Source organism: Mycolicibacterium komossense, assembly GCF_025822605.1.
GTDB lineage: Bacteria > Actinomycetota > Actinomycetes > Mycobacteriales > Mycobacteriaceae > Mycobacterium > Mycobacterium komossense.
The window spans coordinates 25,538-41,398 of record NZ_JACKTY010000012.1 but is presented as its reverse complement, the minus strand read 5'-3'; the positions used below and the strand labels follow the sequence as shown (position 1 = coordinate 41,398).

The following is a 15,861-nucleotide window of genomic DNA, read 5'->3' as shown; positions in this document are numbered from 1 at the left end:
CCGCTCAGCGGTTACGCGCACGCCGAAATCACTGGTTCCAGCCGAAGACTCGTGAGGTGAGCAGTACCAGACCGAGGGATACGGTCGCGACGACGACGAGGCCGATCACCGCGACGACGAGCGGTCGCCAGCCGGTGCGCGCGAGTTCGCGGAAGTTGGTGTTGAGCCCGACACCGGCGAAGGTCAACAGGAACGCCCACTTGGAGACGTTGGCGAGGTTCGCCGTCTGGCCCTTGCTGAGCCAGCCCGCCGTCACGATCGCAGACACCGCCAGGAAGCCGAGGACGAACTTCGGGAACTTGGCCCAGATGAACGCCGCCTTGGCCTTGACGCCGGGGGCGATCTCGTCGGCCTCGCCGCGGGCCGACCAGTACAGCGCGAAGCCGAGCACCACGAACCCGATCAGGGCGTTGCGCACCGACTTGACCAGTACCGCGATCTTGCCCGCCTCGTCGGAGAACAGATAACCGGTCGCGGTGGTCTCGGCGGTGTTGTCCACGGCCAGGCCCGCCCACAGCCCGAACTCGTGATCGGTCAGCCCGATCAGGTGGCCCAATGGCGGCAGGGTGAACAGCGCGACGGCACCGAGAGCCAGGATCGCGGCGATCGCGTAGCCGACGTCGGAGTTGCGCGCCCTGATCGCACCCTTGGAGGCGACGATCGCCGAGACGCCGCAGATCGAGGTGCCAATGGCCAACAGCGAACCGAGCTTGCCCGAGAGACCGAAGAACTTGGCCGCCGCGATGATGATGATGCCGGCCACCGTCATATCGACCAGAATCTGCACCAGGCTGATGACTCCGAGCTTGGCAATATCACCCAGCACGAACCGAGACCCGAGCGCGACGATTCCGATCTTGAGCCAGAAGTCGTAGGTCGCCACGCCGGGCTTGAAAATGCGGTGCACGCCAACGGTATTGGTTATGACCAGGCCGATGAGGATGGCCCACAACACGAATTCGATATCGGGCACCGACCAGTGCTCACGCTTGCCCAGGGCCAGCCACCAGATCTCGGCGTACTTGCCGAGCAGCCCGACGGCGACCAGCAGCAGCACTCCCGGCACGTAGGCCAGCACGTTGGTGGTGGGGAACGTCTGCTCTGAACGTTCCTCGTCGATGGGGTGGCCGGGTTCGACGGATACGGTGCTCATCGTGTCACCACGGAATCTTCGGCAGGAGGTTGGCGACGGCGAGTGCGGTGATCACACCAGCCACGATGGTCGCCCACCAGTCGGTGCCGACGCGGCCGACGGCGTCTGCCCACGCAGGTGATGCCTTTTCGGTGTTGGGTTCGCTCATGTAACCCTCTCCTTGTGCCCGGCTGATAGACAGCAATGGTTGCGTCGCGGCAGCACGGCGACAAGAGATCGGATCGCGATGATCGTGAACGCCTCTTCTGCGATTTCGGCGTGCTCACGACCGCTGACCGGTGATGAGCACACCGAAATCACTCGTCAGAAGTAGCCGCTACCGGGCAGTTTGGTGCCGCGGGCGTAGTACGCCCCGATGGCCTGCGCTTTGTAGCTCGTCGGGTTGTGCGACGCGAGGGTGCGGATGTTGCGCCAGTGCCGGTCCAGAAGATGGGCCTGGCGCACCACCGAGGCACCGCCGATGTCGAAGATCTGGGAAGCCGACTTCTGTGCGAGCGCGTCGACGACGACCTTGGCCGCGGCCGCCTGCAGTGACGCGTCGTGGGCAAGTTCCAGGTCGGGGTCGGTCTTGGTGACATCGGCATCGTAGGCCCGCCCCAGCGCCTCCGCGGCGGCGAGCACGGTCGCCTCCCCCGCATACGCGGCGGCGGCGATCTCACCGATCTCGCGCTGCAGCAGCGGATCGTCGGGTGCCGACGGGTTGGGCGCCCAGGCGAAGCTGCGAGAGCGCTGATGCACGTGGGCCACCGCGTCGGCACGCAGGGCATAGAGCACACCGACTTCCAGTGCGGTCACATACAACTGGAAGAACGCACCGGACAGGTACAGGGCAGGAGGTTCGGCGTCGGCATCCGGCGGCGCGAACTGCAGCAGCTCATCGGCCTTAACCACGACGTTGTCGAAGACGGCGGTGCCGGTGCCGGTGGCGCGCTGCCCGAACCCGTCCCAGTCGTCGAGGACCGCGACACCGTCCCGGTCGGTGGGCACCAGGGCGATCACGGTGGCGCCGTCCGGGTTGCTGGCCAGCACCTCGGCATAATCGGCGTACAGCGTGCCGGTGGTGAAGAACTTCTTGCCGTTGAGCCGGTAGTCGTCACCGTCGGGGGTGAGCTTGGTCTGCCAGGTGAAGGCACCGGCGGGGGTAGAACCCAGTTCGGTGGAAGCGTTGCCGACAATCTTGCCGGTCAGCGCCAGTTCGATGACCTTTGCCCGCTCGTTCTCGTCCAGCCGCAGCCGCTCCTCGACGTGGGAGAAGTGCCCGCGCAGGATGTGCGCCACGTTGACGTCAACGGTGGCCAACGCGATGACGGTGGCGAACAATTCGCGCAGGGTGGCGCCGCCACCGCCGTATTCGCGCGGCACCCGCAACGCACCCAAACCCGATGTACGGATGAGATCGATTGCAGCGAAAGGCCGTTCATTGTTACGTTCGCGTTCCAGCGCGCCCTCACCGATGGTGGCGATGAGCTGGGCCAGTTGATCGGAGCCGTAGGTAAGCGGCTCCACGGCAGCTCCGGTAACGGTCGTCATATCGTTGCCTCCTTGGTGACACGGCGATAGCCCGCCGCGCGATGTGTCTTCGGCAGGCGTGCTCCCCTGCCGAACAGTTTGTGACGCAAAGCGCCTTCGGTGTACTCGGTCTTGTAGACGCCGCGTCGTTGTAGCTCCGGCACCACGTGGTCGATGAAGTCGACGAACGAGCCCGGAGTGATGGCGTTGGTGAGGTTGAAACCGTCGACGTCGGTCTCCTCGACCCACTCCTGCAATTGGTCGGCGACCTGCGTTGGCGAGCCGACAGTGAATCCGCCTTCGGCGTCGATGGCATGCGCGTCGATGAAATCACGCAGCGTCCACTGACCCTGACCGAACATCTGCACCGACGATTTGAGGAACTCGTTGTCGGTGACCGCGACCGGGTCGTCGAGGTTGAATTGCGACAGGTCGGTGCCCAGCCAGCCGGACCAGAGCGCCAGCGCGCCCTGGGGGTCGATGTAGCGCCGCAGATCCTCGTATCGCTCCTGCGCCGCGGCTTCGGTCGCTCCGGTCACGGCCACATGGCCGTTGACGATCTTGACGTCATACGGGTCGCGCCCGGCATTGGAGGCGCGGGTCCGAATATCGGCCACCGCTTCCTTCAGTACCTCTTTGGTCGGCGCTCCGATGAAGATGACCTCGGCGTTCTCCGCGCCGAACTGGCGGCCCCGATTGGACGCACCGGCCTGGTACAACACCGGGGTGCGCTGCAGCGATGGCTCGGACAGGTGGATGCCGGGAACACGGAAGTGCTTGCCCTCGTGGGCGATCGGGTGCACCTTGCCGGCATCGGCGTACTCGGCGCGCCCCGGGTCGGTGCCCACGGCGTCGTCGTCCCAGGAGCCCTCCCACAATTTGTAGAGCACCTCGGTGTATTCATCGGCGATGTCGTAGCGGTCTGCGTGCGGGGTGATGGTGTCCAGCCCGTGGTTGCGTGCGGCGCTCTCCAGGTAGCCGGTGACGATGTTCCAACCGACCCGGCCTTTCGTCAGGTGATCCAGCGTCGACATCCGGCGGGCGAACGAGTACGGGTGTTCGAACGAGGTGGCCGCGGTGACCCCGAAGCCCAGGTGCTTGGTGACGGTCGCCATCGCGGGCACCACGAGCAGCGGATCATTCACCGGTACTTGGGCTCCCGACCGCAACGCCGCCTCCGGGCCGCCGCCGTACACGTCGTAGATGCCGAGGACGTCGGCGATGAAGAGCCCGTCGAACAGTCCCCGCTCGAGCAGTTTGGCCAGGTCGAGCCAGTACTCGATGTCCTTGTAGCGGGCGGCCTGCGATTCGGGATGTCGCCACGTGCCGGCGACAATGTGGGTCACGCAGTTCATGTCGAACGCGTTGAGAACAATCTGGCGGGTCATGGTCAGCCTCCGGGGGTGGTTTGGGGCTCAGCGATGGGCAGGCTTGCCAGCAGCGCACGGGTGTAGGGGTCCTGTGGTGCGGCGAATATATCTGCGGCCGCGCCGGCTTCGACGACCCGGCCATCGCGCATCACCAGTACCCGGTCGGCGACATGGTGGATCACGCCAAGGTCGTGGGAGATGAACAGGTATGACAGACCGAGCCGCTGCTGTAGATCAGCGAGCAGATCGAGCACCTGGGCCTGGATGGTGACGTCGAGGGCGGACACGGGTTCGTCGCAGACGATCAGTGCCGGCTCGGGGGCCAGTGCCCTGGCGATAGCGACACGCTGACGCTGCCCGCCAGAGAGCAGCAGCGGTCGCCGATCGGCGTGCTCGGCGGCCAGCCCGACGTCGGCGAGCAGTTCCTCGGTACGCCGCCGTCTGGCGGCACCGTCCGGATACAACTCGACGGGCAGCGCGTCCTCGACGATCCGGCGAACCGTCCAGCGAGGATCGAAGGAGCTCAAGGGATCCTGGTAGACGACCGAGATCTGCCGTCGACGCAGCCGGCGCTTCGCCTCGGTCAGCTCGCTCCACGGCTGCCCCGCCAATGTGACAGTGCCCTCGTCGGGGGCCAGCAGCGCCAGCGCCAGCCGAGCGGTGGTCGTCTTGCCCGAACCGGACTCACCGACGATACCGAGTGTCTCCCCGACGCCGATCGTGAACGAGACATCGGCGACGGCCGTGCGTTCGACACCGTCGGGTCCCCGGAAACGCTTGACCAGTCCCTCGGCCGCCAGCAGAACGCCGTCCGTAGGCGGGTCGGCGCGGCGGCGGTCCACCGCCGGATCAGCGCCTCGTGGCGAAACACCGGACAGCCGAGTGCCTTTGCGGTGGGCAGCGGGCACTGCGTTCAGCAGCGTCTGCGTATAGGGATGGCTCGGCGAGTTGAGCACCTCGGCGACGGAACCCTGTTCGACGAATACACCGTCGCGCATCACCGCGACCCGGTCCGCCAGCCTGCTCACCACCGACAGGTCGTGGCTGATCAGGACCAGGCCTGTACCCCGGTCTTTCATCGCCCGCAATAGGTCGAGGATCTGGGCCTGCACCGTCACATCGAGCGCGGTGGTCGGCTCGTCAGCGATCAGCAGCGGCGGATCCAGCGCGATCGCCGACGCGATCAGTGCGCGCTGCCGCTGCCCTCCGGAGAGTTCGTGCGGAAGCTGCCGCGCCCGCAACTCGGGTTCGGGAACACCAACGGCAGCAAGCAATTCCAACACCTTTGCTTTGCGCCGTCGACGGCTGCCGTATCGGTGCAGCCGCAGTGTCTCGCCGATCTCGTGGCCGACGGTCCGTAGCGGGTCCAGGGATACCAGGGCATCCTGCAGGACGAAACCGACCTGTCTGCCCCGAATTCGCCGCCAATCGCGGTCTCGGTTGCGCAGCAGTGTGTTCTCTTGCAGTTCCAGTGCTTTCGCGTCGACCTGCGCACCGGCGCCGGCCAGGCCGAGCAACGTTCGGGCGGTCACACTCTTCCCGGAGCCGGATTCACCGACGATGGCCAGGCATTCGCCGGGCGCCAGGTCGAAGGAGACTCCGCGCACCACCGGTTCGCCGGGGCCGAACGCGACCGTCAGGTCCTCGACGCGCAGCAATGCGGTCATCTCAGCCGTCCTTCGAGTCGCTGTTGGAGGTGACGGCCGAGGACGGTGACCGACAGAGTGCAGCCGACGATCGCCAGCCCGGGAAACAGCTCAAGCCACCAGGCCGTCGAGACGAAGTCACGCCCGGCGTCGAGCATGGCACCCCACTCCGGAGCGGGCGGGGCCACACCCAGACCGAGAAAGCTCAGCGACGATGACCATACGATCGACTGCCCGACGCCCATGGTGGCCAGCACCACCAGCGGCCGCATCGCGTTCGGGAATACGTGCCTGGCGATGATGCGCGACCGCTTGTGCCCCAATGCCGTTGCGGCAGTGACATAACCGGAGTCCTTGACGGCGATCACCTGACCGCGGATCATCCACGCGTAACCCGCCGCCGAACCAAGGGCGACCGCCACGATCTCGGTGGACACCCCTGGCCCCAGCATGGCGATGAACACCAACGCCAACAACAGGCCCGGCAACGCCAGCAGTACTTCCAGGAAGCGACTGATCGCACCGTCGGTGAACCGCCCGCCGAGCCCGGCCGCGAAGCCGAACACGACGGCGGCGACCAATGCCAGCGCCGTGGCCCCGATCCCGATCAACAGTGAGCTGCGGGCCCCGAACACGACGCGGGTGTAGATATCGCGTCCAGAGGCGTCCGTGCCGAACCAGTGCTGCAGCGAGGGCGCCTGCACCGCCGCGTCGATATCGGTATCGAAGGGGGTACCGCTGGTGAACACCGTGGGCACCACGGCCCAGGCCAGCACCAATAACAGGAACAGTGCCGAGAGCCAGACGGCCGGTCGGATCGCGCGACCGCCCCGGCCCCGGACCACCGCGGGTGCGGCGTGGGCGGCGGTGAGTCCGTCCGCGACGTTGACGGTCATCGCGTCGCACTCCGCAGTCGGGGATCAATCCGCCCAAAAGCGAGATTCACCAACAGGTTCGCCACCACGTACACCGCGGCCACGAACAGCGTCACCCCGACCACCACGGGCATGTCCTGCGATGTGACGGCATCGACCAGCACCCGGCCCAGGCCGGCTCGCACGAAGACCGCCTCGACGATCACCGCGGTCGAGAACAATGAGCCCAGCGCCCAGCCCGATAACGTCAGGCCCGGCAGCACTGCGTGGCGCAGTGCATGACGCCAGCGCACCGCCAGGTCACTCATTCCTCTCGCCCGCGCCGAGACCGCAAACGGCTGTTCCATCGCCGAGGAGAACTCGTCGCGGGTCACCTGTCCGAGGAATCCGGCCAGCGGAAGGGCGAGGGTCAGCGTGGGCAGCACCAGCCCTTCGGGCCCACCGTCGCCGACCACCGGCAGCCAGTGCAGCGTGAACGCGAACACCACCAGCAGCACGATGCCCAGCCAGTACTGCGGCAGTGCAGCCAGCAGCGTCTCCAGGCCCGAACCGACTGCGGCCAGCGCGCGGCTGCGGTGCGCCGTCAGGAGCGTGACGACAACCGCGATCAGCCAGGACACCGCCAATGCCGCGATGGTCAGCGTCAGCGTCGAACCGAGCTGCTGGCCGATGATGTCGGACACCGGCTGCTTGCGCACGTACGACGTGCCGAGATCACCGCGCAGCAACCCGCCGAGATAGTCGAGATACTGCACGATGACCGGCTTGTCGAAACCGTATTGCGCTCGCACAGCGGCGATTTGCTCGGGAGTGGGTTTGGCACCCGCGCCGCCGAGGATGGTCAGCGCCGGATCGGTCGGCATCAACTGTTCGATGACGAACGTCAGCGTCGCGGCGCCCCAGAGGACGCCGACCACACCTGCGAGGCGGGCTATCACCCGCCTCGCCGTCACTTGGCGAGCCACGCGTCGTGCAAGACCGGCTCACCCTCAGACGGCTCGATCCAGACGTCCTGCAGGTGCTTCTTCGAGACCAGCCGGGTGGTCTGCGGGTAAAGGCCGAGGTGGTAGGCGTTTTGCGCGACGAGCTGCTGCACCTGGTCGTAAAGATGCCTCTGGGTTTCGACGTCCGAGGCGGCGGCGATCTCCTTCAGCGGCGCGTCGATGGCGGGATTGGACACCCAGGACATGTTGTTGCCCGGGGCGAGGTTCATCGAGTCGGTGGAGTACAGCAAGGTGAGCACCAGCGGGGTCGGACTGTTCCAGTACGCGCCGGCCAGCGCGTCGTACGAGTTCTTGTCGGTGAAGGCGGCGTAGTACTGGTCCTGCGGAATCGGCTTGAGGATGACGTTGAAGCCGATTTCCTTCTCGGCCGCCTGGATGTCCTGGTAGAGCGTCACATCGGTGGGCGGGGTGTCACCGGGATCGGATGAGTAGATCACCGTGGCGGCCAGCTGCTTACCGTCCTTGGTCCGGTAACCGTCGGCGTCCCGCTGCGTCCAGCCTGCGGCGTCGAGCAGTTGGTTCGCCTTGGCAGCATCGTGGGTGTAGTAGTCGCGCAGATCCTTGTCCAGGAACGGCGTCGTCGATGTCAAAGGCCCTGGCTCCCAGTTGAACACGCCGAGATAGGCGCTCTTCACCGATGCCTCGGCGTTGGCGCCGTGGATGAACGCCTGCCGCACCGCGGTATCGGTGAATGGGAAGCGCGTGGTGTTCAGCGCCCAACCGTTCGGCAACCCGGTGTGGGTGAATTCCTGTAGCGCCAGGTTCGGGTCGGCCTTGAGCGCGGCGTTCTGCTGCGGCGGCGGGTTGAAGATGAGGTCGGCACCGTCGCCCTGGACAGCACCGAAGCGGACAGAACCGTCCTCAAGGAACTTCCAACTGACATGGTCGAGATAGGCCGGGCCCTGATGCTTGGCGTTGGCGGGGGCCGAGTTGTAGTCGGGGTTGCGGTCGAATTCGACGCTCTGACCGTGCACCCAACCCTTGACGATGAACGGTCCGGTGCCGACCGGGGATTGGCAGTTGGCGTCGAGCCCGCGGGCCATCGCCTTCGGTGACTCGATACCGAAGAACGCCTGCGACAGCACGGGCAGCAACGCCGAGTACGGAGATTTCAGCGTCAGTTCGAAGGTCGACGGGTCAACCGCGCGGGACGACGCGTAGTACGGCCGCAGGTACCCGGTGTCGGTCAACGACTGCGTCGCCGGATCCAGCATCTGATCGAAGTTCGCTTTGACCGCGGCCGCGTCCAGCGGCGTGCCGTCGTGGAACTTCACCCCCTGCTTGATCTTGAAGGTGTAGATCAATCCGTCCGGTGACGTGGTCCAGGAATCGGCCAGCCACGGCACCACCGTGCCATCCGGCTGTTCGGAGACCAGCGAGTCGAGGAACTGCCGCGCCACGTAGGTCTGCGGCATATCGCCGTTGTTGTGCGGGTCGAGGCAGGTCGGCTCGCGGTCGGCACCGTAGACGATCGAACCTCCGCTGACCGGCGGCCCCGCCGCGGCCGACGGCGTGTTGCCGGTCGAGCCGCTGCCCCCGCAGCCCGAGATCAGGAGAACGGACGCCCCGGTCAGGCCCAGGAGGGCACGGCGCAGGGCAATTCGGGAAGTAGACATCGCTGGCAGGTCTTTCGGTCGATCAGTGAGCATCGCGTCGCTCCGGTGACCCGTGGCCGGAACTCGCCGATGATGGCTCCGCCACCATCCGGCATTGCGGCCCGCTCGGGTAGCAATCAAATCGGCGTGATTGCCTGGCCGTCACATAAGGACACAGTCACACAGACACGTTCGAGGCCGTCCGGGATACGGCTGCGTAACAGTCAGCCGCACCGACATCCTTGGTCTGCCTTCGGGTCGACGTTGCCCGCTGCGCCGACGAGTCCGCGCTCGATACGTCTCCAGCGCACCAACCCGGCGACGGCGGTCGCACTGGACAGCACGGCCAGAACGATCCCCAAGGCACTCCAAACTCGCGAAATCGCTGGTGCGGAGAAACTTTGAACAGCCACGGACGCAGCAAGCAAGCTCAGTGACATGCCCTGCCACGCCAGGAAGGTCCGCTCATTGGCCAGCCGCATCCGGTAGTGGGGACCGGATCGCCCGGTCGGGTCATCGCCCTCCACCCGAAGCCACCTTCCTGAGCGGACGCGCATCTGCTCCCGGGTTTCAGTGTTACCGCAGCCCGCCAGGTGTTCACTGGTTCTGTTCACACAGAACGCAATCGATGGGGCGCCCAGCAGTATCCGCCGCGACGGAAGGAGCCTGGCTCAGTCGGGATACTCAGGCCCCACGGCGGTCCTGGCGCCCAGCTTGCGCCCCTTGCCCCAGCCGAGTTCACGTCGATACCCGCCCAGAAGACCGGCATCGGCCAGCGCGGTGACATCGCGGAATGGCGAATCCGCTTGCGCCGCAATCAGGAGCGGCGCAACAAACAGGGCATCGGTCGGGCAGTACGCCTCGCACTGAAAGCACGTCTGGCAGCTGTCATGTCGGGCGATGACCGGGATTCCGTCCGCACCCCTGTCGAAGACCCGCGTCGGGCATACCTCGATACAGCGGTCGCACCCGATACACCGGTCGGCGTCGACGACTTCGATCACGCGGCCCGTCCGACTCTGACTCGCTCGGGGCGCGTCCAGATCTCGTCCAGTCCCCCGCTCAGCTGCCGGTACTGCTGACCGGGATCAAGAGCCGGACGGTCGAGGCGCTTGTGCATCGCTCGGGTCTCGGTGCGTTGCAGCGCAGCGTGATACATCCAGCGGCTGTGCGCGACCATCGCTGCCGCCTCGCGGGCCCGGAACACATCTTCGCCCGCGCCGCTGAGCCCGGCCCGGGCCACCGACCACGTGTCGTGCAGCGACTGCAGGGCCGGTTCCAGGTAGTCCGCGTGCCGCAGGAAGTTGTGCCGGTGCGGCAGGACATGTCGCTGAACCTCGGTGACGACGTCGCGGTAGTCCACTCCGCTGCGACCGGTCGGACGGAGTCCCGCCCCGCCCAGTGCCCGCAATGTCCCCGTCGGCCGCGACCGTCGGGCGGCGAACTCTGCCGCGCCCCGGCCCGACCAGCTTCCCGATGACGCCGCCCATGCCGCGTTATGGCTGCCGCCGCCAGTGAAACCACCACAGATCAACTCCCGGGTGGCGGTGTCGCCCGCCGCATACAGACCGGGAACGTCTGTGGCGCAATCGTAGTCGACGACCCGAACCCCACCGGTCCCGCGCACCGTGCCTTCGGCCACCAGGGTGATCTCGAACAGATCGGTGAACGGATCGATGCCCAGGCGGTCGAAGACCAGGAAGAAGTTGGGTTGTCCCTTGCGCATGGCGACGCGCTCGGACTCGGTGGCCCGGTCGATCCGCGCGAACACCGGTTCGTCGTCCAGAGTGGTGGCGATCAGGGTGCGGCCACGCGCGCTGCCCGCTCCCTCGATGACCGAGCCGTCGCCGCGATAGAAGGTGGCCCACGAGTAGTAGGCGGTCTTGGTCAGCGAGGCGCCTTTGGGTGAGAGGGCGAACGAGTTCGAGAATTCCATCCCCGAGAGCACCGCCCCGGCCTCGACGGCCAGCAGCGCGCCGTCACCGGTATTCACGTCGCAGCCAAGCGATTTGGATTGGAATGCGCATCCGCCCGCCGCCAGCACGACAGCCTTGGCCTCGATGCGGACGGTATGACCGCGTGTGCGGTCGAGTGCCACCGCGCCGGACACCACACCGTCGCCATCGACGAGAAGTTCCAGTGCGGGATTGTGGTCCAGAATGCGGACACCCAGGCGTTGCACCCGCGTGCGCTGCCTGCGCATGTATTCCGGCCCCTGCAGGTCATCACGGATCTGGCGGCCGTCGGGGCCGACGGGAAACGGGTAACGCTGCACCGTCGCGAGTTCGTCCATCCGGGCGTGGGTCTCGTCGAGCACCCTTGTCATCCAGCCCCGGTCGGCCAGGTGGCCGCCCAGACCCTCGCGGCTGGCCATGGCCGCTTCCCGAAGTTCTGGTACGTCGTCGACGTACCAGACGCCGGTGCCGACCGACGCGGTGGAACCGCTGGAACCGGTGTAGCCTTTGTCCGCCAGGACGACGTCGACGCCGGCCTGCGCTGCCTTGATGGCCGCCCAAGTGCCGGCCGGCCCGCCACCGATCACCAGTACATCGGTCGACAGCGTGAGTGCCGCAGCATCGTTCGTGAAGTCGCCTGTCATGACGTTCCCTTTTCAATCCGCAATGGCATGGAATTGGTTGGCCGGGGTCGGCAGGCCGTAGTGCTCGCGCAGCGTTACGCCCTGATAGTCCTCCCGGAACAGTCCTTTGCTGCGCAGAATCGGCAGGACGTGCTCGATGAAGGTCTCCAACCCCGATGGCAACGCGGGCGCCATGATGTTGAAGCCGTCCGCGGCGCCGCCCTCGAACCAGGAGACAATGGTGTCGACCGCCTGGTCCGGGGTTCCGACGAACGTGAAGTGCCCTCGTCCGCCGCCGAGGCGGGACAGAATTTCGCGAACCGTGAGGTTCTCCCGAACCGCGAGTTCGATGATCAGATCTGAACGACTCTGGGAGCCTTCGAGTTCCGGTCTGGCCAGGATGAAGTCGGGCAGCGGCTCATCAAGAGAGAAGACCGACGGATCGGTCTCGAAGTTCCACGCCAGCTGCGCCAGACCGTATTCGGGCACCCGCAGGTCGTCGAACTGCCGGGCCAAATCTGCCGCCTCTTTCTCCGTCGATCCGATGAACGGCACGATCCCCGGCAGTATCACCACACTGTCCGGGTTGCGCCCGGCCGCCCGCGCCCTGACCTTGACATCACGATAGAACTCAGCCGCCCGCCCGTAGGTCTGGTGCGCTGTGAAGATGGCTTCCGCGTGGCGGGCGGCGAAATTCCGGCCGTCCTCCGACGATCCGGCCTGCACCAGGAGCGGATGTCCCTGAGGCGGACGTTCGACATTGAGCGCGCCCGCCACCCGGAAGTGACCACCCACATGATCGACGGCGTGCAGGCGCGTCGGATCGGCGTACCGTCCGGTGCTCTTGTCCGCGAGTACCGCTTCGGTTTCCCAACTGTCCCAGAGCGCCTTAGCGACGGTGAGGAATTCGTGAGCCCGCTCGTAGCGCAGAGCGTGATTGGGCCGATCCACGAGACCGAAGTTCGCGGCCTCGTCCGCCCCGGCCGAGGTGACGATATTCCAGCCCGCCCGTCCCCCACTGACATGGTCGACCGAAGCGAGGCGACGTGCCAGGTTGTACGGCTCGTTATAGGTCGACGACACAGTGGCGATCAGACCGATCCGGCTGGTGTGCTGCGACAGCGCGGTCAACAGCGTCAGTGGTTCGAGCTGACCGGGAGGCCGGAACTCACCGGTTCCGGTCAGCGATGGACCGTCGGCCAGGAACAACGAGTCGAATTTGGCCGCCTCGGCGAGTTTGGCCAGCTCGATCCAGTGGGCCAGGTCGAAATCGGCCCGCGGGTTGCTCTGCGGCAGCCGCCACGCCGCCTCGTGGTGACCTGCCTCCATCAGGAAGGCATTGAGGTGGAGCTGACGCTGCACAACACCGGCCATCGGTTACGACAACTTCGAACTGTCGAAACCGTCCGGCAGGATGTTGTCGGTCACGGTGGTGAAGTCGACTTTGATCGGGATCTCGCCGGCTTCGGAGAATGCGTCGCTGAGAGCCTGCTCGGACTTGACGTCCTCCGGTAGTACCTGCGTGATCTTGAACGGGAAGGACTCCACTGTCGCCTTGGCATCCTCGAGGGAAACCCCGGTCTCCTTGGCGACGGCTTTGGCGTAATCGTCGGGATGTTGTTGGGCCCAGGTGAAGATCCGGGCGACGCGGGTGAGCACGTCGGTCAGCGCCGCACGTCGGGTCGGGTCGGTCAGCGATTTGTCGCCGGCAACGTAGTAATTGTTCACCTGGTCGATGGGTGGCAGGCCCTTCGCGATGATCCGAGCACCGTCCGCGACCGCTACCGCGGATTGCGGGTTCCAGATCGACCATGCGTCGACCTTGCCGGTGTTGAACGCCGTCGCGCCTGCCGCCGGGCTGAGATAGACCAACTCGGCATCCTTCGGACTCAGACCCACGCTTTTGAGGGCCAACAGAGCTAGGCCGTGCGCCGAACTGCCCTGGGGCACCGCGATTTTCTTGCCCTTCAGGTCAGCAAGGCTCTGAACAGGCGAATCTTTCGGCACGATGATGTTCTCTGCCGCCTTCGTGTCGTCGGCCCCGCGCTGCACCCCGACGACCTTGAAGCCGAACTGCTTTGCCGCTCCCGTGATCGGCGGCACGTCACCGACGGAACCGAGGTCGATATCGCCGGAGGCGGCGGCCTGCACCAGCGGTGGGCCGTAGTCGAACCGCGCGAACTTGACCTTGTACGGCGCATTGTCGAACGCCCCCGTTACCTTGGCGAGCTCCTCGCTGCCGTCGCCCCCGTTGTCACCGATGGTGAAGGTCAGCTGGTTCCACTCCGGATGGTCGCCCCCGCCCGCGGTGCTCAACGGCGCCTCGGGACCTTTGACATCGGAGCTGCACGAGGCGACCAGACTGGCCGCGGCCAGGATGGTAACGACTCCGATGTAGCGGAATGACCTGGTGGACATGGGTTCTCCTCGGGAGTTGGAACACGTGAGCGGATGTGGTCAGTGCGCGGCGGCCAGGCCGAGATCGATCAGCAGGGCTGATCGAAGTTCCTCGCGGGCAACGCCGGCTGCGCGGTCGGCGGCGCTGAGCTGGACACGATGATCAGTCTCGATCCGCCCGTTGGCCATCACGACTATGCGGTCAGCCAGGGCGATCGCCTCATCGACGTCATGAGTGACCAACAACATCGACGCATGGTGTTTGCGGCGGAGTTCACGCACCAACTCGTGCATGCGAAGCCGGGTGATCGCGTCCAGTGCCGCGAACGGCTCGTCGAGCAGGATCAGTTCGGGCTCGGAAACCAGCGCACGGGCCAACGCAACGCGTTGCGCCTCCCCACCGGAAAGTTCTTTGGGCCAGGCTTTTTCGCGACCGTCGAGATGGACCTCGGCGAGTGCCTTGCGGGCGCGTGAGTTGGCGTCGGCTCCGCTGAGGCCCAGTGTCACGTTATGTAGTACCCGCTGCCAGGGCAGGAGCCGGTCAGCTTGAAAGACGACTGCCCGGCTGACCGGCACTTCGATTCGGCCGCCGTCGGGTTTGTCCAGGCCGGCGAGTAACCGCAACAGGGTGCTCTTTCCGCAGCCGGAGGGGCCGAGCAGGATCACCAATTCCTCATCGGCGATGGTGAGATCGAGATGGTCGAGGATGACGCGGTCACCGAACCGCCGCACCACTTGTTCGACCAGCACACCGGTCTGCTGGCGCGGCGCGGTCGCTGCAGGAGCCGTCACGTTGCCTCATAACTGGGCCGCCAGCGCAGCAGTACCCGCTCGAGGATCCGGACCACCTGGTCGGCGATCAACCCGAGGACGGAGTAGATCACCAATCCGACGAAGACCGTGTTGGTCTGCAGATAGGTCTGCGCCTGGGTGATCAGGAATCCCAGTCCCTCATTCGCATTCACCGTTTCGGCGGCCACCAGGCCAAGCACGCTGTAGGCCAGAGAAAACCGCAGACCGACCAAGAATCCTGGCAGCGCGCCGGGAACCATCACCCGGGTGACGACCCGCCACGCGCCCGCGCCTGTTGTGCGGGCCATCTCGATCAAGCGTTGGTCCACACCGCGGATCGCGGCAAAGAGGTTGAGGTACATCGGTACACCAGCACCGAACGCGATGAGCAGCACCTTCGTGAGTTCGTCGATACCGAACCACACGATCATGAGCGGCAGCACCGCGAGCAGCGGGACCGTGTTGAGGATCTGCGCCAGCCCGTTGAACAGGTATTCGCCACTGCGCAGGACTCCGCCGAGCACGCCGGTCACGATGCCGATACTCAACCCGAGCGCCAGACCAATGCCCGCTCGCTGCAGGGAGATCGCCAAGTCAGGCGCGAGGGTACCGTCCTGCCACAGCTGCGCTGCGGCGTGGATGATGTCAGTCGGGGCAGGTGCGTAGGCCGGAGGCAAAACTCCTATTCGCGCAAGAAGCTCCCACCCGATGATGATCACCACGGGTGTCGTATAGATCCCCAATGGCCAGCGCAGTCGGTGGTACCAAGTTCTCAACGAACTCTGACGGCGGTTGTCGGCGGGCACAAAGACTTCCCGACGCGGCCGCGACACAGCAACGCCCTCGGCGTCGGGGGGCGCCGTCGTCGGGAGCAAGCTGGTGTCAGTCATACAGATTCTCTCTCGGTCGCTCTCGCTTCCGGGGTGGCGTGATGCGGTCGCG

The 15,861-nt window shown here is 66.0% G+C and carries 15 protein-coding genes; all 15 read right to left on the bottom strand.

Annotation, left to right across the window (positions count from 1 at the left end):
* Positions 1 to 28 precede the first annotated feature (28 nt).
* The 15 genes from H7J73_RS02170 to H7J73_RS02100 all read right to left on the bottom strand — a co-directional run bounded on the left by H7J73_RS02170 (position 29) and on the right by H7J73_RS02100 (position 15,809).
* A complete protein-coding gene (locus tag H7J73_RS02170) occupies positions 29 to 1,153 on the bottom strand; it encodes a YeiH family protein (RefSeq protein ID WP_264065592.1) in 1,125 nt (374 codons plus the stop codon).
* 4 nt (positions 1,154 to 1,157) lie between these two features.
* Entirely contained in the window at positions 1,158 to 1,301 is a 144-nt protein-coding gene (locus H7J73_RS02165; RefSeq protein ID WP_264065591.1) for a hypothetical protein, read from the bottom strand.
* A gap of 155 nt (positions 1,302 to 1,456) precedes the next feature.
* Positions 1,457 to 2,683: an acyl-CoA dehydrogenase family protein gene (locus H7J73_RS02160; RefSeq protein WP_264065590.1), complete on the bottom strand. Its 1,227-nt coding sequence runs from the start codon at positions 2,681 to 2,683 to the stop codon at positions 1,457 to 1,459.
* Positions 2,680 to 4,050 (bottom strand): LLM class flavin-dependent oxidoreductase, encoded by a 1,371-nt coding sequence (locus H7J73_RS02155; protein WP_264065589.1) that lies wholly within the window; start codon positions 4,048 to 4,050, stop codon positions 2,680 to 2,682. The genes H7J73_RS02160 and H7J73_RS02155 overlap by 4 nt, the downstream gene beginning before the upstream one ends.
* Before the next feature lie 2 nt (positions 4,051 to 4,052).
* On the bottom strand, positions 4,053 to 5,699 hold the full coding sequence (locus H7J73_RS02150) for a dipeptide ABC transporter ATP-binding protein (RefSeq protein ID WP_264065588.1): 1,647 nt from the start codon (positions 5,697 to 5,699) through the stop codon (positions 4,053 to 4,055).
* A complete protein-coding gene (locus tag H7J73_RS02145) occupies positions 5,696 to 6,574 on the bottom strand; it encodes an ABC transporter permease (protein WP_264065587.1) in 879 nt (292 codons plus the stop codon). Before H7J73_RS02145 ends, H7J73_RS02150 begins: the two co-directional genes overlap by 4 nt.
* On the bottom strand, positions 6,571 to 7,491 hold the full coding sequence (locus tag H7J73_RS02140; protein ID WP_264065586.1) for an ABC transporter permease: 921 nt from the start codon (positions 7,489 to 7,491) through the stop codon (positions 6,571 to 6,573). The genes H7J73_RS02145 and H7J73_RS02140 overlap by 4 nt, the downstream gene beginning before the upstream one ends.
* Before the next feature lie 11 nt (positions 7,492 to 7,502).
* Positions 7,503 to 9,173: an ABC transporter substrate-binding protein gene (locus tag H7J73_RS02135; protein WP_264065585.1), complete on the bottom strand. Its 1,671-nt coding sequence runs from the start codon at positions 9,171 to 9,173 to the stop codon at positions 7,503 to 7,505.
* A gap of 203 nt (positions 9,174 to 9,376) precedes the next feature.
* Positions 9,377 to 9,679: a YidH family protein gene (locus tag H7J73_RS02130; protein WP_264065584.1), complete on the bottom strand. Its 303-nt coding sequence runs from the start codon at positions 9,677 to 9,679 to the stop codon at positions 9,377 to 9,379.
* Between the two features lie 144 nt (positions 9,680 to 9,823).
* Positions 9,824 to 10,156 (bottom strand): 4Fe-4S dicluster domain-containing protein, encoded by a 333-nt coding sequence (locus H7J73_RS02125; RefSeq protein ID WP_264065583.1) that lies wholly within the window; start codon positions 10,154 to 10,156, stop codon positions 9,824 to 9,826.
* Positions 10,153 to 11,751: an FAD-dependent oxidoreductase gene (locus H7J73_RS02120; RefSeq protein WP_264065582.1), complete on the bottom strand. Its 1,599-nt coding sequence runs from the start codon at positions 11,749 to 11,751 to the stop codon at positions 10,153 to 10,155. Before H7J73_RS02120 ends, H7J73_RS02125 begins: the two co-directional genes overlap by 4 nt.
* 12 nt (positions 11,752 to 11,763) lie before the next feature.
* Positions 11,764 to 13,104, bottom strand: coding sequence for an LLM class flavin-dependent oxidoreductase (locus H7J73_RS02115; RefSeq protein WP_264065581.1), 1,341 nt, complete (start codon positions 13,102 to 13,104; stop codon positions 11,764 to 11,766).
* Between the two features lie 3 nt (positions 13,105 to 13,107).
* The gene (locus H7J73_RS02110) at positions 13,108 to 14,148 is read right to left on the bottom strand and encodes an aliphatic sulfonate ABC transporter substrate-binding protein (protein ID WP_264065580.1); all 1,041 of its coding nucleotides are present in this window, start codon (positions 14,146 to 14,148) and stop codon (positions 13,108 to 13,110) included.
* A gap of 39 nt (positions 14,149 to 14,187) precedes the next feature.
* Positions 14,188 to 14,919 (bottom strand): ABC transporter ATP-binding protein, encoded by a 732-nt coding sequence (locus H7J73_RS02105; RefSeq protein ID WP_264065579.1) that lies wholly within the window; start codon positions 14,917 to 14,919, stop codon positions 14,188 to 14,190.
* Complete coding sequence (locus H7J73_RS02100; protein WP_264065578.1) at positions 14,916 to 15,809, bottom strand: ABC transporter permease; 894 nt, start codon at positions 15,807 to 15,809, stop codon at positions 14,916 to 14,918. The genes H7J73_RS02105 and H7J73_RS02100 overlap by 4 nt, the downstream gene beginning before the upstream one ends.
* Positions 15,810 to 15,861: the final 52 nt, after the last annotated feature.

Coding starts and splice junctions, on each gene's coding strand:
- H7J73_RS02170 (WP_264065592.1), bottom strand. CDS start 1,153: ATGAGCACCGTATCCGTCGAACCCGGCCACCCCATCGACGAGGAACGT.
- H7J73_RS02165 (WP_264065591.1), bottom strand. CDS start 1,301: ATGAGCGAACCCAACACCGAAAAGGCATCACCTGCGTGGGCAGACGCC.
- H7J73_RS02160 (WP_264065590.1), bottom strand. CDS start 2,683: ATGACGACCGTTACCGGAGCTGCCGTGGAGCCGCTTACCTACGGCTCC.
- H7J73_RS02155 (WP_264065589.1), bottom strand. CDS start 4,050: ATGACCCGCCAGATTGTTCTCAACGCGTTCGACATGAACTGCGTGACC.
- H7J73_RS02150 (WP_264065588.1), bottom strand. CDS start 5,699: ATGACCGCATTGCTGCGCGTCGAGGACCTGACGGTCGCGTTCGGCCCC.
- H7J73_RS02145 (WP_264065587.1), bottom strand. CDS start 6,574: ATGACCGTCAACGTCGCGGACGGACTCACCGCCGCCCACGCCGCACCC.
- H7J73_RS02135 (WP_264065585.1), bottom strand. CDS start 9,173: ATGTCTACTTCCCGAATTGCCCTGCGCCGTGCCCTCCTGGGCCTGACC.
- H7J73_RS02120 (WP_264065582.1), bottom strand. CDS start 11,751: ATGACAGGCGACTTCACGAACGATGCTGCGGCACTCACGCTGTCGACC.
- H7J73_RS02115 (WP_264065581.1), bottom strand. CDS start 13,104: ATGGCCGGTGTTGTGCAGCGTCAGCTCCACCTCAATGCCTTCCTGATG.
- H7J73_RS02110 (WP_264065580.1), bottom strand. CDS start 14,148: ATGTCCACCAGGTCATTCCGCTACATCGGAGTCGTTACCATCCTGGCC.
- H7J73_RS02100 (WP_264065578.1), bottom strand. CDS start 15,809: ATGACTGACACCAGCTTGCTCCCGACGACGGCGCCCCCCGACGCCGAG.